A 23,579-nucleotide genomic window follows, 5' to 3' on the forward strand; every position below is an offset into this window, starting at 1 on the left:
TCACGCTGCGAAGGAACTAGACGAGAGAGATTCGGGGAGGTCGTTCGATGCCGTCAGTCAGAAATGACGCGACACGAACAGAGGGAGCAAGAGGCACAGCGAAGTGGACGGCGTCGGCGGATATCGCCGCAACCGGAGCGACCGGCAAGCCGCCGCCAAAACAGCACGACGCGCAGGTCGAGCAGGCGTGCGCATGATGCGCGCCGCCAGGGTGACTGTCGTTCTGCGAATGGGCACTGGCGATGTCATTGGCGCTATCGGCCATCATCGCAGCATGGTCATGTTGGTGAGTCGCCTCGCCAGCATTCTCATGGAGCATGGACACCCCTTCTCCACCAACATGCGACGAGTCGCATTTCATGGAGACGGCCGCGAACGACTGAACCGGAAGGCTCAGCGCGAGCAGCACGACGAGGAAGAGTTTGCGCCAGTAAGACATGGGAACGGAGTCTAGCACGCTGTTTGAGAAGCCAAGAAGATAAGAGGATAGGAAGGCGGTAAGGCTCGGACCGCAACAGTCCGCGGCGGCTTTTTGCGTCGACAGGGCTACGGTTGGCGGCAGTATCAACAACATGGACGTATATGCTTGACCTTCCCCCCATGGGAAGGTCCAACCTTAAGTTGTGATTTCTCATCGGAGGCAAGAAATGGAACTCCAAATCCCGGACATGTCATGCGGCGGATGCGCCAATGCCATTACTCGTGCAGTGACTGGCCTCGACCCGGAGGCGAAGCTCGACGTCGATGTCGCCATTAAAATCGTGAAGGTCGCATCGACATTGCCGCCGGAACGCGTCATCGAGGCAATCGAAGCGGCAGGGTTTCATCCTTCGCTCAAGCGTTAAAGAGATCGCATCAAGCTGTGTCTATCGATTAAGCTGAGCACCCTGGTCGCGGCATCATGGTCGCCTGATATCACTTTTTCCCAACGGAACATCCAATATGAAAAACCTTCGCGCACTCCGTGCCCTTTGCCTTTTCAGCAGCGTTGCGTTTGCTGTCGCCGCGGCGCCCGTCTACGCCCAGCAGGGCGCGTCGATGCCCGGCATGAACATGTCCGGTTCAGCGGACGCCGGGTCGAGCGCATCGACGCAAGCGTTCAAGGACGCTGACGAGAAAATGATGCAGGCCATGGATGCGCCTGCCTACACGGGCGATGCCGACAAGGACTTCGTCGCCCACATGATTCCGCATCATCAAGGCGCGGTCGAAATGGCGCAGGTGGAACTGAAATACGGCAAAGATCCCGAGTTGAAGCGCCTCGCCCGAAACATCATCAAGGCGCAACACGATGAGATCGCGTTCATGCAGCGCTGGCAGGCAAAGCACGGCGTGAAGTGACAACGGGCAACATCACCGCTTTAACGCTTTAACGCTTTAACACCGCGCTTGACTTCGCGGTGGCGCCTGCGTCGCCATCAACGCCGGAATCCAGCCGCGAATGACTGGTGTTTACCCGCCAAACCCACTCTGACACTTGCCACTTCGTCGGAATGTGGCTCAAAATGTAAGCGCTATCATTTTAAACGAACAGCTTTAACCGGCTGAAATGACCGCCTGACACACGGTCAACACGCCAACATGTAAGCGCTAACATAGCGCGAAGAATTGCAATTGGAGAACCCCGATCTCCCGGCGACCTGACATCGCATCAGCGCGCCCCGCCCCAAACAAACACATGAACCGGAGACAACCAGCATGAGCGCCACCCCGAATCTCGAGCAGGCCCCACCGAAAATCCGCCGCGCCCAGATCGTGGCGCTCACGCTGCTGATGGTGAGCGGCATCGTCAACTATCTGGACCGCGGAACGCTCGCGGTCGCCAATCCGCTGATCCGTCATGACCTGGGCCTCTCACTCGGTCAGATGGGCCTGCTGCTGTCCGCGTTCTCCTGGAGCTATGCGTTGTTCCAGTTGCCGGTGGGCGGCCTCGTCGACCGGATCGGACCGCGCAAGCTGCTCGGCATCGGCCTGATCGTCTGGTCAATCGCGCAGGCCGCCGGCGGATTCGTCTCGACTTTCGGCTGGTTCGTCCTTGCGCGAATCGTGCTGGGCATCGGCGAGGCGCCGCAGTTTCCGTCGGCAGCGCGTGTCGTCAGCAACTGGTTTCCGTTGCGTGCGCGTGGCAAGCCGACCGGCATCTTCAATTCGGCGTCCCCGCTCGGCACGGCGCTCGCACCACTTTGCCTGTCGATCATCGTGGTTCAGTTCCATTGGCGCTGGGCCTTCATCGTGACAGGCGTGCTGGGCCTGGTCGTCGCTGTCGTATGGCTCGCGGTGTATCGCGATCCGGCCAAGGCCACGATGAGCGAAGCGGAGCGACACTATCTCGAAGGCGACGAAGCGGACCGCAAGCCGGCCCCCGCAGTCACGTTCGCCGACTGGCGTTCGCTGTTTTCTCACGGAACCACGTGGGGCATGCTGATCGGCTTCTTCGGCTCGGTCTACCTGAACTGGGTGTACCTCACTTGGTTGCCTGGCTACCTGACGATGGAGCGGCACATGAGCCTGATGCATACGGGCATTGCTGCGTCGATACCGTTCTTCTGCGGCTTTCTGGGTTCGCTCACAGCCGGCTGGTTCTCCGATCTCATCACGAGCGGCAGCACGAACCCGGTCACCAGCCGCCGCAACGCGGTGGTGATCGCGATGCTCGGCATGGTCGCGTTCACCATTCCGGCGGCGCTCGTCGAGAGCAACACGATCGCGATCGTGTGCATCTCGGTGGTGATCTTTCTGGCTAATGCCGCCTCCGCCAGTTCATGGGCGCTTGCCACCGCCGCCGCGCCGCCGAATCGCGTCGGCTCGCTCGGCGCAATCCAGAACTTCGGCGGCTTTCTGGGCGGCGCCCTCGCACCGATCCTGACCGGCTACATCGCGCAGACCTGGTCGTTCGTCCCTGCTTTGCTGACGGCCGCCGGCATCGCGTTTGCCGGCGCGATGAGCTACCTCCTGCTGGTGCGCAAACCGATCGACGACCAGCCCGTCTCCACCGAAACCCTGCGAGCGCCCGCCTGAAGGCGGACGCCGCGCCCATTCATCGAATCCTTCCCCGGAGATCAACAACATGACCACCGCCAAGCACGCCACGACTTCAGTCGAAGGCATCGTCCCCGTGATGCTCACGCCGTTCGACGATTCCGGCGCCATCGACTACGCCGGACTCGAACGCCTGATCGAGTGGTACATCGCGCACGGGTCCGACGCGCTGTTCGCTGTCGCCCAGTCGAGTGAAATGCAGTTTCTGACGCTCGCCGAGCGTGGCGCGCTAGGACGCTTCGTCGTCGAGAAGGTCGCGGGCCGCATTCCCGTCGTGGTCTCGGGCCACATCAGCGACGACGCCGATGCCCAGGCCGAAGAGCTGAACGTCGCGGCGGCCACAGGCGCGCAAGGCGTCGTGCTCGTGACGAACCGGCTCGATCCGAATCGCCAGGGAACGGAGGCCTTCGCGGCGAATCTCAAGCGGCTCCTCACGCGTATTCCGTCGGACATGCCGCTCGGTTTGTACGAATGCCCGGCGCCCTACCGCCGGCTGCTGTCCGACGATGAATTGAAGTTCTGCATCGATACCGGCCGCTTCATCATGTTGAAGGACGTGAGTTGCGATCTCGCGACCGTCAAGCGGCGCGTCGCGCTTGCACAGGGCTCGCCGCTGAAGATTCTGAACGCCAACGCGGCCATCGCGTGGGACGCCATGAAGGCCGGTTCCGCAGGCTTCAACGGCGTATTCACGAACTTCCACCCGGATCTGTACAACTGGCTGCGCAATGACGCGGCACAGGACTCGGCGCTCGCGGAGGAGCTCGCGACGTTTCTCGTGCTCGCCGCCGTATCCGAAGCGCTCGGTTACCCCGCGCTTGCGAAGATCTATCACCAGCGCATCGGCACGTTCGGTTCGATTCGCTGCCGCGCGATCGACTACGACGTGCGCGAACGCTTCTGGGCGCTCGACGCGGTGCTCGACAAGATCGTCGCCGGCACCGAGCATTTCCGTTCGCGCATCGCCGCGCTTGGTCAACGCGGCTAGGTTCATAGGCATCAGCCTTCAGGGACGCCCGGTGACCGGAACGCGAACCCCCACCGCCATGCCTGCTCGCGCTTCGCGCGCGCACGCGGCGGTAAGATGTCGGGCGTTCTCCGATTCACTCTTCGTTTTCTGATCCGATGCCTGACTCCCCCGACTCTCCGGCCACCGTCCGAACTCCGACGAACCGTGCCCGCCGCAACACGGGCCGCACTGTGCTTTCCGATGTCGCCAAACTTGCGGGCGTATCGACGGCGACCGTATCGCGGGTCTACAACGAGCCGGACAAGGTCTCGGCGAACGTACGCGAGCGTGTCGAACATGCCGCGCTCACGCTCAACTGGTTTCCCAACGCAGCGGGCCGCGCGCTCGCGTCCACGCGCAGTCACATTGCCGGCATCATCATTCCAACGCTGGATGACCAGGTGTTCGCTTCGCAGGTGAGCGCCATGCAGGCTGCGTTCGCGGCACGCGGCATCACACTCGTGCTCGGTTGCTCGAACTACGATCCGGCGCAGGCGCTCGTGCAAGTACGCGCCATGCTCGCACGCGGTGTCGAGGCGATGGCCGTCGTCGGCGAGGCTCATCCGCCCGAACTATTCGAGGCGTTGCGGAGCTATCGCGTGCCTTATGCGGTCACGTATGCGTATCGCAAGGACAGCCCACATATCTGCGTCGGCTTCGACAATCACGCGGCCTACACGGAGATCACGGAACATCTGATCGGCCTCGGGCATCGCTCGTTCGCGGTCTGCATCCAGCCGACGCGCGACAACGATCGCGTGCAGGCGCGCGTGGCGGGCATCCGCTCGACACTCGAACGCCACGGCCTCGCGGTGCGGCCTGAGCACATGCTCGAAGGCAAATCAACGATCGAATTCGGCCGACGCTGCCTGCGCTCGATCTGGCAAGCGCCGTGCGAGCGCCCGACCGCGATCATCTGCGGCAACGATCACATCGCGCTTGGCGTCCTGCGTGAGGCGGAGGAACTGGGTATCGCGATTCCCGGCGAATTGTCGGTGACGGGCTTCGACGATCTCGAGATCGCGAAAGAGCTACGCCCCGCGCTGACGACGATGCGAGTCGACACGTACGAGATCGGGCGCCTTACCGCGCAGTATCTGCTCGATGTGCTCGACGGCAAGCGCCCGCAGCACGGACACGAAGTGCATGCCCTATTCCAGCTCAGGCAATCGACCGGGCCGAGCGCACGATAGCTGCGCGGCGCTTTTCTCTGAATGAACAGGGTTGCGTATGGTTGGCTTGTCACACCGAGTCAATCGGATCGCTCACCGCGCCTCGCTGCACCGCATGCCCCAACTGCTCGCCGAACTGCAAGGCGGCAAGCTGGGCATAGAGCGGTGAACTCAGAAGAAGCTCTGCGTGACGGCCCTGCGCGACGATGCGGCCTTGTTCCAGTACGACAATGCGATCGGCCTGTTGTACAGTCGCAAGACGGTGCGCGATAACCAGTGTGGTGCGGTTCTGCGCGGCATTGTCCAACGCCTTTTGCACCAGCCGTTCGCTGGCTGCATCGAGCGCGCTGGTCGCTTCGTCCAGCAGAAGAATGGGCGGATTCTTCAGGATCGCGCGAGCGATCGCAATGCGCTGGCGCTGTCCGCCAGACAGTCGCACACCACGCTCGCCGAGAAAGGTGTCGTAGCCCTGCGGCAGTTCGTCGATAAAGCCGGCCGCGGCCGCCATCTCGGCAGCCCGTTGTACTTGAGCGAGCGTGGCATCCGGTGCGCCGTAGCGAATGTTGTCGAGCACGCTGCCAGAAAAGATCACCGATTCCTGCAGCACCACGCCGATTTCCTTGCGCAATTCGACGAGCGGCACATCACGCGTCGGGACGCCGTTGATCAGAATGCTGCCGGACTGCGGATCGTAGAAACGCAGCAGCAATTGGAACAGCGTGGTCTTACCCGCGCCGGACGGCCCGACCAAGGCGACATGTTCGCCCGGACGGACATCGAGCGAAAGTGCGGAAAGCGCCGCAATGCCAGGGCGCGACGGATACGAGAAGCCGACGTTGTCGAAGCGGATGCCCTCGCCTCGCGCAGGCAACGCGACCGTGGTTTCAGCCTGCACCACCGGCGAGCGCGCCGCCAACAGTTGCAGCAAACGTTCGGTGGCGCCAGCAGCGCGCTGCAGATCGCCCCACACTTCAGCAACTGCTCCCACGGCACCCGCCGTGAACACCGCGTAGAGAATGAACTGAGACAGCTGGCCCGCTGTCATCCGCCCGGCCAGCACCGCCTGCGCGCCGAGCCACAGCACGAACACGATGGCGCTGAACACCAGCACGATCACCACGGCGGTCAACCAGGCACGCGCACGAATGCGCGTGAGCGCTGTATCAAAGGCCGCCTCCACCGCGCCAGCAAAGCGCCGCACCTCAAAGGGTTCCTGCGTATACGACTGCACGGTCGGCATGGCATTGAGCACCTCGCCGGCCAACGCGCTCGTGTTCGCGATCTTGTCCTGGCTCGCACGTGAGAGCCGCCGCACGCGCCGGCCGAAGATCACGATAGGCGCGACCACCACGACCAGCGTCGCGATGATGTATCCGGACAGCACCGGACTCGTCACCGCCAGCATCGCCACGCCACCGGTCAACAGGAAGAAGTTGCGCAATCCCAGCGACAGGCTGGTGCCCACCACCGTCTGGATCAAGGTGGTGTCGGCGGTGAGTCGTGACAGCACCTCGCCGGTCTGCGTGGTCTCGAAGAACTGCGGACTCATCCCCAGCACGTGGTCGTAGACGGCCCGCCGCAAGTCGGCCGTGACCCGCTCGCCCAGCCACGACACGAGGTAGAAGCGCAGCGCCGTGGCGGCGGCCAGTACTAGCGAAACGACGAATAGCGCGAAGAAATAGCGATCGATGTGCGCCCGATCGCCCCCCGCGAAGCCACGATCGATCAGGTATTTGAACGCCACCGGCAACACCAGCGTGGCGCCTGCCGACGTCACCAACGCGAGGAACGCGAGCGCCCAGCGGCCCGCATAGGGGCGCAGGAAGGGAAACAGGGCAAACAAAGGGCCGATACGTCGTGAAGGTGATGCAGGCGGCGAAGACGGGTCAGCGTCTGGCATGGAGATTCCCTGATGAATCGAAGGTCACCCCGATTGTGCCAGTCCTGCGGATTCGAAGGCGGGTCACGTAAAAGCCTCTTTCACGTGCTTGCCGCGACTATCCATCTGTATCAAGATCAAGCCGACTCATCCGGACCAGGCTATTCCCATGAAAGACGACTCTGACTCCGACTCCGATCCCGACAAACTGAAAGGCCCCGGTGGTTTGACGCTGCGCCAGATCCACGAACAGGTGCAGAAGAGCGTCGAGCGCGACCGCGAAGAGCTGGCATCGCGCAACGCTATCGCTCCGCAACGCAGCAGGTGGCAACGTTGGGTACGTTACGTGTGGGGCCGCAGCGGGCGTCGCTAGGCGGCGAAGATAACCGCGCAAACCCAATGCGCGGCTATACCCTAGACGATGGAAACCGGCTCCGCGCTCTGCTTCGCCTCAGAAAGCAGCCAGGCCCGGAAACCTGCATTGCAAAAGTAGTGCGCGAGGACCACAGCGCGCCAGTGCGCGCCGCGGCCCTCAACCGGCTTACTGCTTCGTCACTTGACCGTAGCCGATCACCGAGTTATCGGCTGCCTTGATCAGATAGACGACCGTCCGCTTGTACAACGTCGTGCTGCCGGAAACAGGCAGGAACGTGATCGCGGCGTTACCGGAGTAGGTCACGCCCGAACGCAGCGTGCAGGTGCTCGTCGTGCCGCTCAAGGTCATCGTGTAAAGGTTCTTGCTCGAGCCCGGCGTGGTCAACGCCAGCGTGCCCGATACACCGCAGCCGAGAATCGAACCGGTGAAGCCGCCCGCATCGTCGACCGTCAGCGTCGTCGAACTTTGCGCCCACGTACCTGCGACGCTCGACTGGGTGACCGCGAGCGCATTCGCCGGGTCATACTTCAGCGTCAGATTCACGGTGTTGCCGTTGGCCACGTAGCTGCCATTCAAGACCTGGTTCGCGGTGAAGGTCCCGCTTCCCGATGTTGCCGTGTAGCGAATGCCGCCCAAAGAAGTCTCGAAGCCGGTGATCAAGGTCCAGTTCGGCGCAGCGGGGGCGATCGTCCCGAAGAACGTCGACGTGACGACCGAGAACAGGCCGTTAATGTAAGAGAGGTTGCCGGTCGGGTCTACGAAGGCCGTCATGTTGGCCGTGCCCGATTGGGTCCAGATGCCTTCGGAACCGTTGCCTGCGGCAGCCGTCGAACCAGCCTGCGGGGCGGTCAGGCTCGGCAGTGCCTCACCCGTCAAGGCCGGCGCCGACGCAGCCGCGGGTGCGCTTGCCGGTGTGCTGGCCGATTGGGCGGTCGGCGTGCTGCTGCCGCCACCTCCACCCCCGCCACACGCAGCGAGCACAAGTGAACCCAACATTGAAACGAGTAGAGTTGATTTTGTTTTCATTTTCATTTTATTAGTTCTGGGTGCGGACTCTCAATGCCGCACAGTGATTGATTAGATCTCGATATACCCTGCGCAAAATCGCGCAACCCTGTAAACGGCAGTAAGAGAAAAGTCTTTAACGTTTACTGGATAATCGCCCTTCCTTTGCTGGGGCATGAAAGACGGCATTTTTGACGATTAAGAGAAACAGATACGATGCCGAATATGCGCATCGCATGACATACTCATCTTCAAATCAAAATGTCCGTATCGACATCGACGATCCGGAATAGATGAACGCGTGCGATAGCAGAAAACATCGAAACGAAACTGCCGCGCTGGTAAAGTGCCGGTGATTTCGTTGCTTCCACCATGGATTCACTCACTTCGCGACGCCGCAATGCCGTTCAAGCCAAATCAAAGAAGCGCCTGCGACCCGATCGTGCTCCGCACGCGGCGCCTTCCGGTCGCCGCTGCCCTGAGCCTGTCCTTGCAGGGGTGCACGCTGCGCGGTGCGCCGTCGTATGAAATCTTCGGCGCCTACTTCCCGCTCTGGCTGTTGAGCGCGGTAGTCGGACTCATCGGCGCGCTCGTCGCCCATCGGATCTTCGTGTCCACGGGGTGGGCGCAGATCGTTCCGTTTCAGCTCTCCGTCTGCGTGGCTATCGGTTTGACGGTCGGCGTGCTCTGCTGGCTTTCGGGAACAGGACAGCTCTTATGAAAATCGCCGGCAAGCGCCAAGCCTCCATCAAGGGCCGCGTGATCGCGGGCGTGATCGTCGTACTCGGCCTCGCGGCGGCCTGGTACGGCTATGACTGGACCACCCGGTTTCCATCAACGGACGACGCGACGATCGATGCCGACGTCGTACACGTCGCTTCGCCGGTCGGCGGCCGGATCATCAGGCTGCCGGTGGAAGAAAACCAGCGGGTCGCGAAGGGCGACGTGCTCTTCGAGATCGATCCTGTGCCTTACCGGCTCGCGGTCGCGCAAGCCGAGGCCGACCTCGAACTGGCCCGCGCGACGCTCGACACGCGACGCAGGACGATTGTCGGCGAGCGCGCCACGGCGGTTATCGCCGGCGATCAGACGGGCAAAGCGGCACACAACTACGAACTGGCATCCCGCACCGTGGAGCGGCTTACGCCGCTCGTGGCGAAGGGCTATGTCCCGGTTCAGCAACTGGATCAGGCGCAGGTCGCCCAGCATGACGCGGCGTTATCGCTGAAGCAGGCGCAGGAGCAGAAGCAGGCCACCGCGCAGACGATCGGCGACGAAGCAGGCGCCGTCGCCTCGGTGCATGCGCGTGAGGCCGCCCTCGCGCTTGCGCAGCGCGGCCTCGACGACACCGTCGTGCGTGCGCCGCAGAATGGCTTCGTCACGGGGCTATCGGTACTGGCGGGCGAGACGATCGCGCCGCATCAATCGATCTTCACGCTCGTCCACGCGGACGAATGGTTCGCCGTCGCCAACTTCCGCGAAGGCGCGCTCGCGCGGATCGAGCCAGGCGATTGTGCGACCGTCTATTCGATGATCGACCGCAGCCAGGCGATCCACGGCAAAGTGGTCGGCATCGGCGCGGGCGTGGCCGATTCCGACCGTATCAACCTGCCGCGCACCTTGCCGATCGTGCAGCAGTCCGTCAACTGGGTGCGGGTCGCCCAGCGTTTCCCCGTGCGGGTGCGGCTGGACGAGCCGGCCGCCCGGCTGGTGCGGATCGGTGCGAGCGCGATAGTCGAGGTCCGGCATGGCGCAGCCTGCCGGTGATCTTGCCCGACCGGGCCCCGCCGACATCCTGAAGCTGCTCGCGCCCTATCCCGGGCGCGCGGCGATGGCGGCGCGCATCGCGCTGATCTGCGCGCTGACGGCGTTCGTGACGAGCGCGTACGGCACGCCGGAAGCCGCGATCTCCGCCTATGTCGTGTTCTTCCTGAGCCGGCCCGACCGGGTGCTGAGCGTGATGCTGAGCTCGGCGCTGCTGGTGCTGGTCACGTTGATGATCGGATTGGTCACGGTGGTGGCCATGTTCGCGCTCGACGATCCCATGTGGCGGGTTGCGTGCATCACGGGGCTATCGTTCGGTCTGCTGTTCGTGACCTCGGCGAGCAAGCTGCGGCCGGTGGGCGCGATCCTCGCGATGATCGTCGGCTTTGCGCTCGACGAACTCGGCAGCGTACCGTTCGGCGAAGTGGCGACGCGCGCCCTGCTCTACGTCTGGCTGATGGTCGCGATTCCGGTCGGCATCTCGATCGGCGTCAACCTGTTGATCGCGCCGTCGCCGCGGAAGCTGGCCGGCCGCGCGCTGGCGAAGCGTCTGCGACTCGCGGCGCAGAGCCTGGTCGAACCCGAGGCGACGGCCGACGAACTCAGCGCATGCCTGCGCGAGGGCGACGCGGAAATCGGCACGTGGCTCGAGCTCTCGGTCGTCGACGGGTCGTCGGTGCGTGACGATGTCGGGCCGCTGCGGCAGGCCGTGTCGTCGACTCTGACGATTCTGGTCGCGGCCGATCTCGCGGTGCGCGAACCGTCGGGACGGCTGCCGGCATCGTTCGCTGCGCCTATCGCCGAGGCGCTGGAGAACATGGCGCGGATGCTTGAGGCAGGCGGCTATCCAGTCGACATCGAACTCAAGCTGCCCAGCGGGGCCGAACTGACGCCGCTCGCGCGGCTTGTCGTCGAGGATCTGCACGAGGCGATCACCCGCTTCGCTGTGGTCGAGGCGCAAGCTGATGTCGCAGGCGCAGGCAAAACTGAAACCGATGGGCGGACCGATGCGCGGGCCGAAGCGCAAACTAGTGTCGAAAGCGCGGGCAAAATCGAAACCGAAGCCCAACCCCAAGCGCAAATCAAAGCCGAACCCGCGCCACCCGCCGGCAAGCGCGGCGGATTCTTTCTTCCGGATGCATTCACCAACCCCGAACACGTCCGCTACGCGCTGAAAACCACGGTGGCGGCGATGTTCTGCTATCTGCTCTATTCGCAGATCAACTGGCCCGGTATCCACACCTGCTTCATCACGGTCTACATGGTGTCGCTCGGCACCACCGCTGAGACTGTCGAGAAGATGACGCTGCGGATCGCCGGATGTCTGGTGGGCGCGCTCCTCGGTATCGCGGCGATCGTGTTCGTCACACCCGTGCTGACATCCGTCGCCGGGTTGATGACGCTCGTGCTGGTCGGTGCATGGCTGTCGGCGTGGATCGCTTTCGGTTCGCCACGGATGGCGTATGCCGGCTTCCAGATCGCCCTGGTGTTTTTCATGTGCGTGTTGCAGGGCGCGGCGCCTGGCTACGATCTGACGGTCGCGCGGGATCGCACGATCGGAATTCTGATCGGCAACGTTGTCGTCTATCTGGTTTTCACCCGCGTGTGGCCGGTCACTGTGGCCGCGCGCATCGACGCCGGCCTCGTCGCGCTGCGGCAGCAATGGGAGCGATTGGCGGCGCTGCCGGATGCCGTCACGCGCCGGGCGCAGGCCGCGAGCGCCATGGCTCAGTGCGGCGCGCTGGAACAGGACATCGCGCTGATGCACTACGAGCCATCGTGGGTTCGTCCCGAAGCGCAGTGGATCGCCGAGCGCCGCAGCGCGCTGGCGAAGCTCGATGCGCTGGAAGGGCCGATGTTCCTGCTCGCCGAACGTCGACCGGGCGATGCCGCGATTGAAGGCTGGCTTAAGCGGGCCATGGACGGGCTTCCGGTGCCGTCGGATGAAACCGGCGCTGCGGCTGCTACGTCTGCTGCGGTCGCGAGAGCCCCGGCTTTGCCTTCCGCGCGGAAACCAGCTTCGCCGGTCGCCCCAAATGCAGCTTTACCGGAAGCAGCAGCCAACGACGACACACGCACCGCTTTGCTACGCCTCGGCGATGCACGCCTCACTCAACTCGAACACGCTGCGTCGGACGACGCAGCGAAGGGACTCGCGACCCATGCGCCGGCTTAACCCTTCATTCGCACTGGCGATCCTGGCCGCAGCGGGTTTGGCCGGATGCGCCACGTCATCGCTGGACATGGCGCCGGACAGTCCCGATCGTCCGTGGCAACCGCAGACGGACGCGACGGGCGCCATCGTGCCTGGGCCGGCGTCGGCTTCGACTGCTTCCGCTGCTTCGGCTAATTCGGCGACCTCGACCACCTCCACACGTAGCTACCAACTCCCCGCCAATCCCGCACTCGCCGCCGTGCCACCTCCACCGGCACTCGAGCAGACGCATGCATACGACCTACCCGAACTGATCGATCTGGCGGAGTCGGCGAATCCCCTAACGCGCATCGCCTGGAACGACGCCCGCAACGTAGCACTCGCGGCCGGCATCGCGAAGAGCGCGTACCTTCCGCAACTGTCGGTCGCGGCGATGGGGCAATACGCCGGTTTTCATAATTCGGAGACGTCCGTGCTCGGCGATTCATCGTCGAGCGCAACGGGGCACGGCATGACTTCGGTGGTCGCGCTGCAATGGCTGCTGTTCGATTTCGGCGGACGCGCCGCGCGCGTCGAGGCCGCGTCGCAGGCCTCGGTGATGGCGAACATCGCCTTCACTGCCGTTCACCAACAGGTGATCTTCGACGTCAGCGTCGCGTTCTACGCGTACCAGGCCGCGCGCGCCCGCATCGTCACGACACAACAGGGCCTCGACAACGCCGACGCGATCCTCGCCGCCGCGCAGTCGCGCTACAAACATGGCGTCGGCACCGTCATCGAAGTCGCGCAGGCCAATCAGAATCGCGCGCAGGCCAGGCTCGCACTCGTCCAGGCGCAAGGTGCCGAAAGCAACAGCTATCTCGCGCTGATCGCCGCGATGGGGATTTCTCCGCTGTCGAAGCCCAGAATCGCGGAGATGCCGGCGCACACGCTCCCGGCGATCACGAACGATTCGATCGACCGGATCGTGTCGTCCGCCATCGCTCGCCGCCCGGACGTGTTGAGCGCCTATGCGGCCGAGCGGGTCAATCTGGCGAAAGTGAAGGCGGCCGAGTCGGACTTCATGCCGAAGGTGTTCCTCTCGGCGAACGGCGCGTACAACACCGGCAGTTCGTCGATTTCGGCGGTCCCGGCCATCGGCCAGCAACTGCCGACGGTGAACCTGAGCGGCGGTCGCTACGGCGGTAGTGTGATCGTCGGCGTGACGATTCCGCTGTATGACGGCGGCCTGAGATCGGCCGTGCTCGCACAGGCGCGCAACGATGCCGACAGCGCGTCGACCCGTCTTACACGAAGCCGCGAAGAAGCGGTTCGGCAAATCGTCGCCGCGCAGAATACGCTGCAGACGAGTCTCGCCGCACAGGCTGCGTCCAAAGAGTTGCTTGCTGCCGCGCAAACGACGTATGACGCCGCGTTCGACGCATATCGGCACGGCGTCGGCTCGGTCACCGACGCGTTGCTCGCGCAGAATCAATTGCTGGCAGCGAAGAACGCGGACGCGGATAGCTACAGCAGTTCCTTATCCGCAGCGGCGGCGCTTGCGCTGGCGACTGGCTCGGTTGACTCGATTCCGATGCGGGACAATTGGTGAGCGCGTAGTTGTGGACGCGAGTGCTGATTGAACGCGCGGCGTCACCCATTCGTTTGCGCTTCACGGGTCTCGCGAACTAGCGTCTCAACCAGTTCCGCCGCCGGCATCGCCCGCGAAAGCCGCACGGCCTGCCCTGCCCATTGAGCCGCATACTCAGCGCTTCCCTGCGCCTTCGCGGCCGCATGCAACGCCTTGCCGGCATCATAGGCAATCGGATAGTCAGGCAGCGCGGGTCGCGCTGGATCATCGCCCAACTCACTGAACCGGTTTTTGATGCCGCGCGCCGCCCTTCCGGAAATCGCGCTAATGAACGTCGTGCGGCTATCGGGACTCAGCAGGGCGGCACGATACGCGGCATCGGCGGCAGATTCGGGCGATGCCACGAATGCCGTGCCGAGTTGCGCAGCCTGTGCGCCCAGCGCCAACGCAGCCGCGATGCCCGCGCCGTCCATGATGCCGCCGGCCGCAATCACCGGCAGCGGAATCTCACGAACAATCAGCCGCACGAGCGCCATGGTGCCGAGCAGTTCGTCCGGTGCCGACGGGTCGAAGTTGCCCCGATGACCGCCTGCCTCGGTGCCCTGCGCGACGATGCCGTCCAGGCCGGCCGCCTGGATCTGAGCGGCTTCATCGAGGTTGGTGGCACTCGCCACCAGCATGATCCCGGCTTCGCGCAACGCCGCGATTTTCGTGGCCGACGGCAATCCGAAGTGAAAGCTGACCATCGCCGGACGCTCGTCGAGCAACATCTCGAACATCGCGTCGTCTTCGACAAAACTCGTGTAGATCTCGCGCAGCGCCGTGGGCGGTTTCGCACCGAAGCGCGCGAAGTGCGGCGCCAGATACTCGAGCCAACGCGACTCCCGAACGGGGTCGGCAACGGCCGGGGCATGAGTAAACACATTGACGTTAAACGGCTTGCTGCTCAACGCACGAAATTCGTGGATCGCCGCCCGCGCGCTCTGCGCGTTCATCGCGCCGACACCGAGCGACCCCAGTGCGCCCGCATTCGATACCGCCGCCGCTAGCGCCGGCGTGCCCACGCCCGCCATCGGCGCCTGGATGATCGGCAAGGCGACGCCCAACCGGGCGAGCAGATTCGGAGAGTCCTTCATGTCCTCAGCCCCTTGAAATCGCGACGCGCTCAGCGCTGCCGTGCGCGTATGTCTGTGATCGATTCGCCGCCCCAGCCCCAATTGTCCGTATCGATTTCCTCGATCACGACAAAAGTGGCCGCGGGGTCCTTGTGCAACACGCGCACCATAAGATCGGTGGCGCCCTTGATCAACTCGTTCTTCTGTTCACGCGTGACACCTTCGCGCGTCACCTCAATCTTGATGTACGGCATGATGCACTCCTTTCAGTTGCCCCAGGTTCGACGGGGTGTACTACCAGCGACAGACAGTCGTTCCGCCATCCACAGGCACCGCAGGGCGTCCCGCTTTCTGTCCGGCTCCCATGTAACTCACTATACTTATGCCACTCGCGTCGATAAATACGCCCATGTCGAATTCATTTGATACGCCAAGTAATGAATAACCCGCGGATCGTCGAACGAACCAGTAAGCGCCAATTCGACGACTTGATGCTCGGCAGCATCGAGTTGTTCTGTCTCGCGGCGGAACTGGAGAGCTTTACGGACGCCGCCACCGCGGCCGGCGTCACGCCTGCGGCGGTGAGCCGCTCGGTGTCGCGGCTCGAGGAGCGCCTGGAGGTGCGGCTCTTCGTCAGAACCACGCGCCGTATCCGGCTGACCGACGCGGGCAGGACGTACTACGAGCGTTGCCGCGAGGCGCTCGGACAACTCCTCGACGCCGAGCGCGAAGCGACCGGCCAGCAGTCTGCCGCCGCCGGCATGTTGCGCATCAGCATGCCGACCCCCTATGCGCACTATCGCGTGCTGCCCATCCTGCCGGCGTTCCGCGAGCAACATCCGCAGGTGCGGGTCGACGTGCACATCAGCAATCGCAATATCGACTTCGCCGAAGAAGGCTTCGATCTGGCGATTCGCGGCAGCGCGCCGGGCGAATCGAATCTGATTGCCCGTAAGCTCGAAGACGCGGAACTGGTCGTGGTGGCCAGTCCCGCTTATCTGTCGCGAGCCGGAACGCCCACGTCGGTCGACGACCTCGCGCGCCACGAATGCATCCAGTTCGACCTGCCGAGCAGTGGCCGCAAAATTCCCTGGCTCTTCAAAAGCGGAGAACAGGTGCAGGAGCATTTCACCGGCGGCGGTTATTCGAGCGCGGGCGACGTACTCGGTGGCGTGACGTTGGCGCGCTGCGGCGCGGGACTGTTCCAGACGTATCGTTTCGTGATTGAGCGGGACCTGGCGACTGGCGGTCTGGTGGAAGTGTTGCCGGCGTTCGGCGGCGCCTCGCGGCCGTTCGTGCTGCTCTACCCTCACAAGCGCCATGTGTCCTTGCGGGTGCGACGCTTCGTCGATTTTCTCGTCGAGACGCTCGGTTCCGCCCGGCGCGACGACACCACCTCGCCCCTCCCCTGAAGGCTGACCGGCGATGGATCGAATCGATGCGATGAAGGTATTCGTCTGCGCCCTCGACGAGGGCAGCCTTGCCGCGGCGGGCCGGCGCCTCGGTCGCTCGCCCGCCGCCGTGAGCCGGGCCATTGCGTTTCTCGAAGCGCACGTCGGCATGGCGCTACTGCATCGCACCACGCGCACGATCAAGCTGAGCGAAGCCGGCGAGCGTTACGCCGCCTCGTGCCGGCGAATCCTGACCGACCTCGAAGAAGCCGATCTGATGATTGCCGGCGAACGCGCGGCGCCGCGCGGCACGCTGACGCTGACCGCGCCCGTGGCCGCCGGTCAGGACTTTCTGCGTCCGCTGCTCGACGAGTTTGTGGACCAGTATCCGGAAGTCACCGCGCGGCTTTACCTGCTCGACCGCCCCGCCAACCTGATCGACGAAGGGATCGACGTCGCGCTGCGCATTGCTCACCTGGCCGATTCGACGCTAATCGCGATGCCGGTTGGCGAAGTACGCCGCGTGGTGGTTGCCGCACCGCGCTATCTCGCCAAACACCCGCGCCTCAAGGAACCCGCCGATCTCGCCCAGCACCGGATTATTTCGATGACGCATTTCGGCGTCGATTCGTGGAGCTTTCCGTCGTCGAACAATTCCGCCGCGCCGCAGACGGTGCACTTCACGCCACGACTGATCGTCAACAGCGTGCAAGGCGCGGTGGCCTCCGCCGTCGACGGGCACGGCGTCACGCGGCTTTTTTCGTATCACGTCGCCGAACAGGTCCGCGAAGCGTCGTTGAAGATCGCGCTCACCGGCTACGAGCAGGCGCCGCTCCCTGTTCATCTGATCACGCCGCAAGGCCGTCTCGCGGTGCCGAAAGTCCGGGCCTTCGTCGACTTCGCGGTACCGCGTCTGCGCGCCCATTTCAGCGCGCTCAAAGCGATCACCGACGCGGATTGAACCGCCGCGCGGAAGAATAGCTGCCGCGCTGCGGCGATTCTCTCGCCGCGTGTTTGTTCGTAAACTGCTTGCCATGGGTAACAGCTGCGGCCAAACCTGGCTGCAACGCCAAACGCATGGAGCAGGCAATGGACTCGGAACGGAACGTGGCGCTCATCGCCGGTGCGCAGTTGCACGCCGGATCACGGGGGGCGTTATGAATCAGTCAGCCAATGTGGCGGCCCTCGGGGCCGGGCCCGCGAACGCCGTCAGCTACGCCGCACGAAACACACTCTACTGGCGCCGCAACCTGTTCATTTGCGTGTTCGGCTCGTTTACCACGCTCGTCAGTTTGAGCATGCTGCTGCCGTTTCTGCCGCTCTACGTGCAGCAACTCGGCGTGACGTCGCAGGCCGCGATCGTGCAGTGGTCGGGCGTGGCGTTCGGCGCGACCTTTCTCGGCACGGCCGTCACGGCGCCGCTCTGGGGGCGTCTGGCCGATCGCTACGGGCGCAAGCCGATGCTCGTAAGGGCGGCAGTCGGCATGGCGATTGTGATGTCCCTGATCGGCATGGCGCACAACGTGACCGAACTGGTGGTGCTGCGACTGCTGGCCGGATTGATTGGTGGCTATGCCTCGGCGTCGATTGTGATGATCGGCACCCAAGCGCCGCGCGAACGTGCGGGATGGGCGCTCGGCATCCTGTCGACCGGTTCGCTGGCCGGCAGTCTCGTGGGTCCGCTGGTCGGTGGTGTGCTGCCCTCGTTGATCAGCATTCGCAGTACGTTCTTTGCCGGCGGCGCGATGATCGCCGTTGCCGCGCTGCTGACGATCCTGTTCGTACGCGAAGATTTTCACCCGGACTCCGACGCCAAAGCACGCGCCTCAACCCACGCCACGGCGCCGAAGCTGGCCAACCGTACCGTGATGGTCACGCTGCTGCTTACCGCGATGATGGTGCTGCTCGCCAACATGTCGATCGAGCCGATCATCACCGTCTATATCGCGCACCTCAATGTGCCGACCGACCATCTGGCCCGCACCGCCGGTATTGTGATGGCGTGCTCGGCGTTCGGCAGCATGCTGACCGCGGCGCGGCTTGGCGCACTGGCGGATCGGATCGGCAGTTGGAACGTGATTATCGGTTGCCTCGTGTTGACCGGGCTCGTGATGGTGCCGCAAGCATTCGTCACGCACTGGTGGCAACTGGCGGCCCTGCGCGGGTTGATGGGCATGACGCTGGCCGGTCTGCTGCCGTCGATCGCGAAACTGGTCCGGCACACGGCCACTGAAAGTCAGTCGGGAACGATGCTCGGGTATCTTCAGTCGGCGCAATTCGCCGGTCAGGTTGTCGGACCGCTGATCGGTGGCGTGATCGGCGTCCATCTCGGTCTGCACGCTGTGTTCTTTGTCACGGGTTCGTTGTTGATTGCCTGCGCTGTGCTCGGTCAAGCCGTGCGGAATCGGCCGACGCACGCATGAGGGCCTCCTGCGTGTTTTTCCGCGTCGAAACAATGCCGCCGCAGGGTACGCGCGCTACCGGACTACAACGCCGGCGGTCTCGACGACTGGGACGGATGCTGTGTTGCTTGGGGCGATTGTTTCAGGCGTCGAACGGGGACGCCTTAGGGCTTTTGAACGCCTTGGGTATGCGACTTCGTAGCGCAGCGGTATTCGTCGCTTATTGCCCGATATCAACTGCCTCTGAAAAGGGCTCTCTGCCGCGAAGCCGGCGTGAGGGCTCCGTTGTGTGCAGATGCACGGCGTAGGTGTCCCAAGGCAATTTAATGCCCTGCTCCGATCCGTTGGAAACCTGAACCAGAATTCGCCCTACCTCACCACGGTGATAACCGCCATGGGTCACGACGTGGGTCAGCATCTCTTCACGCGTCATATACCCGTTGTCCCCATCGGTGAACGCGAAGGGTACAGATTCGGACAGCATGGCCGGCGCGACCGTCCCTACATAGTCGAGGTACCAGTGATCCGTAGCCGTGAGGCCAGCGCGCAGTTCCGGGAGCGTTGGGGTGTCGGGTGTATTGTCCGACGCGAAGTGATGACTTTCACCAATGAGATGCGCCGCGAAGATCCTGTTCACTACCAGACAATGATTCATGAGCCGGGTAGCAAGATGAAGTTCCGCCGGATGATGCTCGGCGCTCAATCCATTCATTGCGTCCAGTCAAAGGGGCATCGACGCGCCGCCACGCTTGGCAGCAACGCGTCAATGGTCTCTTCAGCGCGTCTATGCGACTTGCCGTCGCTCCTGGCGAATCAGTTCGGCTCGACAACCAGTCGCTGGGCGGTTTTTGCTCTTGCGCTTGTCGTGTCTTTGGCGGGCTTTTGTTTGCGCTGGCTGACCTTCGTTATCGTAGGCTGCGCTTTGGCTTGAGCTTCGGCTGCGATCTGTGCGGACTCTTCAAGAAGACGCGTCGCACGGTTTGCGGTGATGCGGCTTTGAGCGACACCCTTCGCATCCAGCGCGATCACCTGGAACAGCTCGCGGTCGCAAGCGAGATCCTGCTGATACTGCTCGCCAGTGTGGACGAGTAATTCAAGCAACGTGTTCTGGCGTCGGCGTTCCTCGATCGTGATGGCAGGATTCCTACATATTGTGGCCGCAAAAGTGACAAGCGTTTCCAGTTGACTCAATTGCCGGCTGCAGAGATCGAATGCCTGCAAAGCAAGCTTTTCGTACTGGAGTGCGTCGACAGGTGGACGTGAAGCGGGTTGGTACCGAAGCGGTCCTTCGACCTCGAATGAAGCGGACGTTCATTCTGCAGCGCTGACCGGCGTCGAGATCGCGTGGTTTTGCCGCTCGCGTTGCCACGGCGTTGCCGGTCGCAGATATTCGATGGGCAGCGACGACAACGGAACTCAGCCTGTGCGCACGATAGTCGCACAGGCTGGTTGTCTATCAAGTGGGAGTAGAATCCCCGCCAGGAAACATCATTCGCTAGTCGATTGACTATTAAAGCCCTGTTTTTTTACAGGGTTTTGTATTTTGTCTTGAGCACCATTTTTGGAATTTCCCCATGGAAATTAAAGTCAACTTTCTCGATAAGCTACGCCTTGAAGCCAAGTTTGATGACTTCACGGTAGTGGCCGACCAGCCTATCCGTTATAAGGGCGATGGCTCGGCGCCTGGTCCTTTCGATTATTTTCTGGCCTCATCGGCCCTGTGTGCAGCTTACTTTGTGAAGTTGTACTGCGTAACTCGCAATATTCCTACCGAAAATATCCGCCTGTCACAGAATAATATTGTTGATCCGGAAAACCGGTACCAACAGATTTTCAAGATTCAGGTTGAGTTGCCGGCGGACATCTCCGACAAAGACCGCCAGGGTATTTTGCGTTCCATCGACCGTTGTACGGTCAAAAAAGTGGTGCAAGCCGGACCCGAGTTTGTAATTGAAGAGGTAGAGAACCTGGATGCCGATGCTCAGTCCTTGCTGACGTTGAAGCCGGCTTCTGACGCCAGCACCTATATTACGGGCAAGGATCTGCCGTTGGAGCAAACCATCGCCAATATGTCGGGCATTTTGGCGGGCTTGGGCATGAAGATTGAAATCGCTTCGTGGCGCAATATCGTTCCCAATGTGTGGTCGCTGCATATCCGCGATGCACACTCGCCGATGTGTTTTACCAATGGCAAGGGAGCGACCAAAGAAAGCGCGTTGGCGTCCGCGTTGGGAGAGTTTATTGAGCGCCTGAATTGCAACCATTTCTATGGCGGTGCGTTTTGGGGCGAAGACATCGCCAACTCGGAGTTCGTACATTACCCGAACGAGCGCTGGTTCAAGCCCGGCCGTAAGGATGCGCTGCCGGCTGAGATTCTGGATGCGTACTGCCTGGAGATTTACAACCCGGATGGGGAGTTGCGTGGCTCGCATCTGATCGACACTAACTCCGGCAATGTGGAGCGCGGTATCTGTTCGCTGCCGTTCGTGCGGCAGTCGGACGGCGAAGTGGTGTACTTTCCGTCCAACCTGATCGAAAACCTATTCCTCAGCAATGGCATGAGTGCCGGTAATACGCTGGCCGAAGCGCAGGTGCAATGTCTGTCCGAAATTTTCGAACGGGCGGTAAAGCGCGAAATTCTGGAAGGTGAATTCGCATTACCTGATGTGCCGCACGAAGTGCTGGCGAAGTACCCTGGCATTCTGGCCGGGATAAAGGGATTGGAAGAGCAGGGCTTTCCGGTGCTGGTGAAGGATGCGTCGCTGGGTGGGACTTACCCGGTGATGTGCGTCACCTTGATGAACCCGCGAACAGGCGGTGTCTTTGCCTCGTTCGGCGCGCACCCAAGCTTCGAGGTAGCGCTGGAACGCAGTCTCACGGAATTGCTGCAGGGGCGTAGTTTTGAAGGCCTGAACGATTTACCTCAGCCCACCTTTGTCAGTAACGCTGTGACGGAACCAAATAACTTTGTTGAGCACTTCATCGATTCCAGCGGTGTGGTGTCGTGGCGCTTTTTCAGCGCCAAAGCGAATTTCGAGTTTGTTGAATGGGATTTTTCCGGCCAGGGTGAAAACTCCAATGCCGAGGAAGTGGCAACCTTGTTCGGCATTCTCGAAGACATGGGCAAAGAGGCGTACATGGCGGTGTATGACCAGCTGGGTGCTGTTGCCTGCCGGATTCTGGTGCCCGATTATTCGGAAGTTTACCCGGTAGAGGATTTGATCTGGGATAACACAAACAAGGCGCTGTTGTTCCGCGCCGATATTTTGAACGTGCATCGCCTGGACGATGCCGGCCTGGCTGCTCTGCTTGAGCGGTTGGAGAACAGTGAGTTGGACGAGCACTCCGATATTGCCACTTTGATCGGCATCGAATTTGACGAGAATACGGATTGGGGCCAGCTAACAGTTCTCGAGTTGAAGCTGCTGATTCATCTCGCCTTGCGGCAATTCGAGGCTGCGCAAGAGTTGGTGGGAGCGTTCCTGCAGTACAACGACAACACGGTCGAGCGCGGATTGTTTTACCAGGCCTTGAATGTGGTGCTGGAGGTGCTGCTCGATGACGATCTGGAACTGGACGACTACGCCCTCAACTTCCGTCGGATGTTTGGCAATGCCCGGATGGACGCGGTAATGGGGTCGGTGGACGGCAGCGTGCGCTTCTTCGGGTTATCGCCAACGAGTATGAAACTGGAGGGGCTCGATAGGCACCACCGCCTGATCGACAGCTACAAAAAATTGCATAAGGCGCGGGCCAATGTGGCGGCTACCGCCAGTTAGGGTTACGAGTCATGGCTGGATGCGATGATGCCTTTCATCTCCCGTAGCGCTTTGCTCAATGCATCACGATGTAAATGGGGAGTCTTTTGACGGGCTGGGGACGGAAAGACGTAGCGACCCTTACCGGTAATTGACTGCGATTCGTTCAGCACAGCGATCGCCTGCTTTGGCAATGGCACGATGTGATCGTGCCATATTTTCATCCGTTCGGCTGCACGCTTGCGCGCGATGGCGCGGCGAGCGTTGCGCGCCTCTGACACGGGGCTTCAACAACGCATTGCCGGATTCTTCAAGATTTGGGAGGCACCAATTCTTCTAATAAGGCCAATGTCCGCAGACAGAACTCGTTGCCCGCGGCGCGTTCCGCATCCGAAAAGTGGGCGATCGCAGGCGCGATCGACGACTCTTCCGCAAGCGTGACAATCGCCTTTTCAACGATGTCGAGGCCCTTCCTGGTCAAATGGACGATGAAACCGCCGTTGTGACTCGGGTCTGCCTGACGTCCTACCATGCCGAGTTTCACGAGACGGTCGATCTTTTTGGTCACTGCACCGGAGGTGACGAGTAGTGCGCGATACAAGTCGGTCGGGCGCTTTGCGTACGGGTGACCGCCGCGACGTAGTGCCAGCAGCACACGCATGTCGGACCCGCTAATATCGCCCAGGCCCTGGCACATTTTGTCGAACGCCTGTTCCACGAGTGTGCCGAGCCGCATGAAATAGATCGCGAGCAGGAAGTTGGAAAGATTGAGTTCGCTGTGCTCACTTTGCCATTGCCGCGTAATGAACTCAACGTGGCTGTTACGAGGGACATTCGATGGCCCGGAAGCGTTCGAGTGCTCCGCTACTGCCTGCTTGCGGGATGGGGGAGGCGCGGGTCGCTTTGCGGCGGCGATGCTCATCTCGATGACTTCCTTGGCTAAA

23 protein-coding genes are annotated in these 23,579 nt (G+C 62.3%); 14 read left to right on the plus strand and 9 right to left on the minus strand.

Features of this window, described 5'->3' with window-relative positions; genetic code table 11:
• Window positions 1-16 precede the first annotated feature (16 nt).
• On the minus strand, window positions 17-574 hold the full coding sequence (locus P3T25_RS09980) for a hypothetical protein (RefSeq protein ID WP_429358017.1): 558 nt from the start codon (window positions 572-574) through the stop codon (window positions 17-19).
• Between the two features lie 73 nt (window positions 575-647).
• Here P3T25_RS09980 and P3T25_RS09985 point away from each other — a divergent pair, with 73 nt between their 5' ends.
• From P3T25_RS09985 to P3T25_RS10005, 5 genes are all read left to right on the plus strand, one after another.
• Complete coding sequence (locus P3T25_RS09985) at window positions 648-845, plus strand: heavy-metal-associated domain-containing protein (RefSeq protein ID WP_429358018.1); 198 nt, start codon at window positions 648-650, stop codon at window positions 843-845.
• Window positions 846-942: 97 nt separating this feature from the next.
• Complete coding sequence (copM, locus tag P3T25_RS09990; protein ID WP_154566398.1) at window positions 943-1,341, plus strand: CopM family metallochaperone; 399 nt, start codon at window positions 943-945, stop codon at window positions 1,339-1,341.
• Window positions 1,342-1,698: 357 nt separating this feature from the next.
• Window positions 1,699-3,018 (plus strand): MFS transporter, encoded by a 1,320-nt coding sequence (locus P3T25_RS09995; RefSeq protein ID WP_429358019.1) that lies wholly within the window; start codon window positions 1,699-1,701, stop codon window positions 3,016-3,018.
• A gap of 49 nt (window positions 3,019-3,067) precedes the next feature.
• Window positions 3,068-4,027 carry a dihydrodipicolinate synthase family protein gene (locus P3T25_RS10000; protein WP_171926465.1) on the plus strand — a complete coding sequence of 320 codons (960 nt, stop codon included), beginning with the start codon at window positions 3,068-3,070 and terminating at the stop codon, window positions 4,025-4,027.
• Window positions 4,028-4,164: 137 nt separating this feature from the next.
• Window positions 4,165-5,241: a LacI family DNA-binding transcriptional regulator gene (locus P3T25_RS10005; protein ID WP_171926466.1), complete on the plus strand. Its 1,077-nt coding sequence runs from the start codon at window positions 4,165-4,167 to the stop codon at window positions 5,239-5,241.
• A 49-nt stretch (window positions 5,242-5,290) separates the two neighbouring features.
• Here the strand turns inward: P3T25_RS10005 and P3T25_RS10010 are convergent, their stop codons facing one another.
• Entirely contained in the window at window positions 5,291-7,120 is a 1,830-nt protein-coding gene (locus tag P3T25_RS10010; RefSeq protein ID WP_154566394.1) for an ABC transporter transmembrane domain-containing protein, read from the minus strand.
• Window positions 7,121-7,268: 148 nt separating this feature from the next.
• Here P3T25_RS10010 and P3T25_RS10015 point away from each other — a divergent pair, with 148 nt between their 5' ends.
• Window positions 7,269-7,472, plus strand: coding sequence for a hypothetical protein (locus tag P3T25_RS10015; protein ID WP_266256698.1), 204 nt, complete (start codon window positions 7,269-7,271; stop codon window positions 7,470-7,472).
• A gap of 168 nt (window positions 7,473-7,640) precedes the next feature.
• Here P3T25_RS10015 and P3T25_RS10020 read toward each other — a convergent pair whose 3' ends face one another.
• Window positions 7,641-8,501 carry a hypothetical protein gene (locus P3T25_RS10020; RefSeq protein ID WP_429358020.1) on the minus strand — a complete coding sequence of 287 codons (861 nt, stop codon included), beginning with the start codon at window positions 8,499-8,501 and terminating at the stop codon, window positions 7,641-7,643.
• Between the two features lie 379 nt (window positions 8,502-8,880).
• Here P3T25_RS10020 and P3T25_RS10025 point away from each other — a divergent pair, with 379 nt between their 5' ends.
• Genes P3T25_RS10025 through P3T25_RS10040 form a run of 4 tightly spaced genes read left to right on the plus strand, consistent with a single transcriptional unit; the run spans window position 8,881 to window position 13,990 of the window.
• Window positions 8,881-9,201: a hypothetical protein gene (locus P3T25_RS10025; protein WP_429358021.1), complete on the plus strand. Its 321-nt coding sequence runs from the start codon at window positions 8,881-8,883 to the stop codon at window positions 9,199-9,201.
• Window positions 9,198-10,247, plus strand: a complete 1,050-nt coding sequence (mdtN, locus tag P3T25_RS10030) for a multidrug transporter subunit MdtN (RefSeq protein WP_429358022.1) — start codon at window positions 9,198-9,200, stop codon at window positions 10,245-10,247. Before P3T25_RS10025 ends, mdtN begins: the two co-directional genes overlap by 4 nt.
• On the plus strand, window positions 10,228-12,420 hold the full coding sequence (locus P3T25_RS10035) for an FUSC family protein (RefSeq protein ID WP_429358023.1): 2,193 nt from the start codon (window positions 10,228-10,230) through the stop codon (window positions 12,418-12,420). Before mdtN ends, P3T25_RS10035 begins: the two co-directional genes overlap by 20 nt.
• On the plus strand, window positions 12,407-13,990 hold the full coding sequence (locus tag P3T25_RS10040) for a TolC family protein (protein ID WP_429358024.1): 1,584 nt from the start codon (window positions 12,407-12,409) through the stop codon (window positions 13,988-13,990). The genes P3T25_RS10035 and P3T25_RS10040 overlap by 14 nt, the downstream gene beginning before the upstream one ends.
• Before the next feature lie 41 nt (window positions 13,991-14,031).
• On the opposite strand, the gene P3T25_RS10045 is transcribed toward P3T25_RS10040, so the two are convergent.
• Together P3T25_RS10045 and P3T25_RS10050 are read right to left on the minus strand one after the other, a co-directional pair.
• Window positions 14,032-15,105: an NAD(P)H-dependent flavin oxidoreductase gene (locus P3T25_RS10045; protein WP_171926472.1), complete on the minus strand. Its 1,074-nt coding sequence runs from the start codon at window positions 15,103-15,105 to the stop codon at window positions 14,032-14,034.
• 29 nt (window positions 15,106-15,134) lie between these two features.
• Window positions 15,135-15,338 carry a tautomerase family protein gene (locus P3T25_RS10050; protein WP_171926473.1) on the minus strand — a complete coding sequence of 68 codons (204 nt, stop codon included), beginning with the start codon at window positions 15,336-15,338 and terminating at the stop codon, window positions 15,135-15,137.
• 183 nt (window positions 15,339-15,521) lie between these two features.
• Here P3T25_RS10050 and P3T25_RS10055 point away from each other — a divergent pair, with 183 nt between their 5' ends.
• From P3T25_RS10055 to P3T25_RS10065, 3 genes are all read left to right on the plus strand, one after another.
• Window positions 15,522-16,496, plus strand: a complete 975-nt coding sequence (locus P3T25_RS10055) for a LysR family transcriptional regulator (protein WP_429358025.1) — start codon at window positions 15,522-15,524, stop codon at window positions 16,494-16,496.
• Between the two features lie 13 nt (window positions 16,497-16,509).
• Entirely contained in the window at window positions 16,510-17,436 is a 927-nt protein-coding gene (locus P3T25_RS10060) for a LysR family transcriptional regulator (protein WP_266256706.1), read from the plus strand.
• A 196-nt stretch (window positions 17,437-17,632) separates the two neighbouring features.
• The gene (locus P3T25_RS10065) at window positions 17,633-18,898 is read left to right on the plus strand and encodes an MFS transporter (protein WP_266256707.1); all 1,266 of its coding nucleotides are present in this window, start codon (window positions 17,633-17,635) and stop codon (window positions 18,896-18,898) included.
• Window positions 18,899-19,097: 199 nt separating this feature from the next.
• On the opposite strand, the gene P3T25_RS10070 is transcribed toward P3T25_RS10065, so the two are convergent.
• Together P3T25_RS10070 and P3T25_RS10075 are read right to left on the minus strand one after the other, a co-directional pair.
• A complete protein-coding gene (locus tag P3T25_RS10070; protein WP_429358026.1) occupies window positions 19,098-19,589 on the minus strand; it encodes a DinB family protein in 492 nt (163 codons plus the stop codon).
• A 101-nt stretch (window positions 19,590-19,690) separates the two neighbouring features.
• Entirely contained in the window at window positions 19,691-20,068 is a 378-nt protein-coding gene (locus P3T25_RS10075; RefSeq protein ID WP_429358027.1) for a hypothetical protein, read from the minus strand.
• A gap of 383 nt (window positions 20,069-20,451) precedes the next feature.
• On the opposite strand from P3T25_RS10075, the gene P3T25_RS10080 reads away from it, so the two are divergent.
• The gene (locus tag P3T25_RS10080) at window positions 20,452-22,656 is read left to right on the plus strand and encodes an OsmC domain/YcaO domain-containing protein (protein ID WP_429358028.1); all 2,205 of its coding nucleotides are present in this window, start codon (window positions 20,452-20,454) and stop codon (window positions 22,654-22,656) included.
• Between the two features lie 2 nt (window positions 22,657-22,658).
• Here the strand turns inward: P3T25_RS10080 and P3T25_RS10085 are convergent, their stop codons facing one another.
• The gene (locus P3T25_RS10085) at window positions 22,659-22,916 is read right to left on the minus strand and encodes a hypothetical protein (protein ID WP_233468820.1); all 258 of its coding nucleotides are present in this window, start codon (window positions 22,914-22,916) and stop codon (window positions 22,659-22,661) included.
• Window positions 22,917-22,945: 29 nt separating this feature from the next.
• Complete coding sequence (locus P3T25_RS10090; protein ID WP_171926449.1) at window positions 22,946-23,557, minus strand: MarR family winged helix-turn-helix transcriptional regulator; 612 nt, start codon at window positions 23,555-23,557, stop codon at window positions 22,946-22,948.
• Between the last annotated feature and the right edge of the window lie 22 nt (window positions 23,558-23,579).

The sequence above is a fragment of the Paraburkholderia sp. GAS32 genome (assembly GCF_050434225.1).
GTDB classification, from domain to species: Bacteria; Pseudomonadota; Gammaproteobacteria; order Burkholderiales; family Burkholderiaceae; genus Paraburkholderia; species Paraburkholderia madseniana.

Excerpts from the sequence above, each read along its gene's own strand:
- P3T25_RS09980 (WP_429358017.1), bottom strand. The coding sequence starts at position 574 with ATGTTGTTGATACTGCCGCCAACCGTAGCCCTGTCGACGCAAAAAGCC.
- P3T25_RS09985 (WP_429358018.1), top strand. The coding sequence starts at position 648 with ATGGAACTCCAAATCCCGGACATGTCATGCGGCGGATGCGCCAATGCC.
- copM (WP_154566398.1), top strand. The coding sequence starts at position 943 with ATGAAAAACCTTCGCGCACTCCGTGCCCTTTGCCTTTTCAGCAGCGTT.
- P3T25_RS09995 (WP_429358019.1), top strand. The coding sequence starts at position 1,699 with ATGAGCGCCACCCCGAATCTCGAGCAGGCCCCACCGAAAATCCGCCGC.
- P3T25_RS10000 (WP_171926465.1), top strand. The coding sequence starts at position 3,068 with ATGACCACCGCCAAGCACGCCACGACTTCAGTCGAAGGCATCGTCCCC.
- P3T25_RS10005 (WP_171926466.1), top strand. The coding sequence starts at position 4,165 with ATGCCTGACTCCCCCGACTCTCCGGCCACCGTCCGAACTCCGACGAAC.
- P3T25_RS10010 (WP_154566394.1), bottom strand. The coding sequence starts at position 7,120 with ATGCCAGACGCTGACCCGTCTTCGCCGCCTGCATCACCTTCACGACGT.
- P3T25_RS10015 (WP_266256698.1), top strand. The coding sequence starts at position 7,269 with ATGAAAGACGACTCTGACTCCGACTCCGATCCCGACAAACTGAAAGGC.
- P3T25_RS10020 (WP_429358020.1), bottom strand. The coding sequence starts at position 8,501 with ATGAAAACAAAATCAACTCTACTCGTTTCAATGTTGGGTTCACTTGTG.
- P3T25_RS10025 (WP_429358021.1), top strand. The coding sequence starts at position 8,881 with ATGCCGTTCAAGCCAAATCAAAGAAGCGCCTGCGACCCGATCGTGCTC.
- mdtN (WP_429358022.1), top strand. The coding sequence starts at position 9,198 with ATGAAAATCGCCGGCAAGCGCCAAGCCTCCATCAAGGGCCGCGTGATC.
- P3T25_RS10035 (WP_429358023.1), top strand. The coding sequence starts at position 10,228 with ATGGCGCAGCCTGCCGGTGATCTTGCCCGACCGGGCCCCGCCGACATC.
- P3T25_RS10040 (WP_429358024.1), top strand. The coding sequence starts at position 12,407 with ATGCGCCGGCTTAACCCTTCATTCGCACTGGCGATCCTGGCCGCAGCG.
- P3T25_RS10045 (WP_171926472.1), bottom strand. The coding sequence starts at position 15,105 with ATGAAGGACTCTCCGAATCTGCTCGCCCGGTTGGGCGTCGCCTTGCCG.
- P3T25_RS10050 (WP_171926473.1), bottom strand. The coding sequence starts at position 15,338 with ATGCCGTACATCAAGATTGAGGTGACGCGCGAAGGTGTCACGCGTGAA.
- P3T25_RS10055 (WP_429358025.1), top strand. The coding sequence starts at position 15,522 with ATGAATAACCCGCGGATCGTCGAACGAACCAGTAAGCGCCAATTCGAC.
- P3T25_RS10060 (WP_266256706.1), top strand. The coding sequence starts at position 16,510 with ATGGATCGAATCGATGCGATGAAGGTATTCGTCTGCGCCCTCGACGAG.
- P3T25_RS10065 (WP_266256707.1), top strand. The coding sequence starts at position 17,633 with ATGAATCAGTCAGCCAATGTGGCGGCCCTCGGGGCCGGGCCCGCGAAC.
- P3T25_RS10070 (WP_429358026.1), bottom strand. The coding sequence starts at position 19,589 with ATGAATGGATTGAGCGCCGAGCATCATCCGGCGGAACTTCATCTTGCT.
- P3T25_RS10080 (WP_429358028.1), top strand. The coding sequence starts at position 20,452 with ATGGAAATTAAAGTCAACTTTCTCGATAAGCTACGCCTTGAAGCCAAG.
- P3T25_RS10090 (WP_171926449.1), bottom strand. The coding sequence starts at position 23,557 with ATGAGCATCGCCGCCGCAAAGCGACCCGCGCCTCCCCCATCCCGCAAG.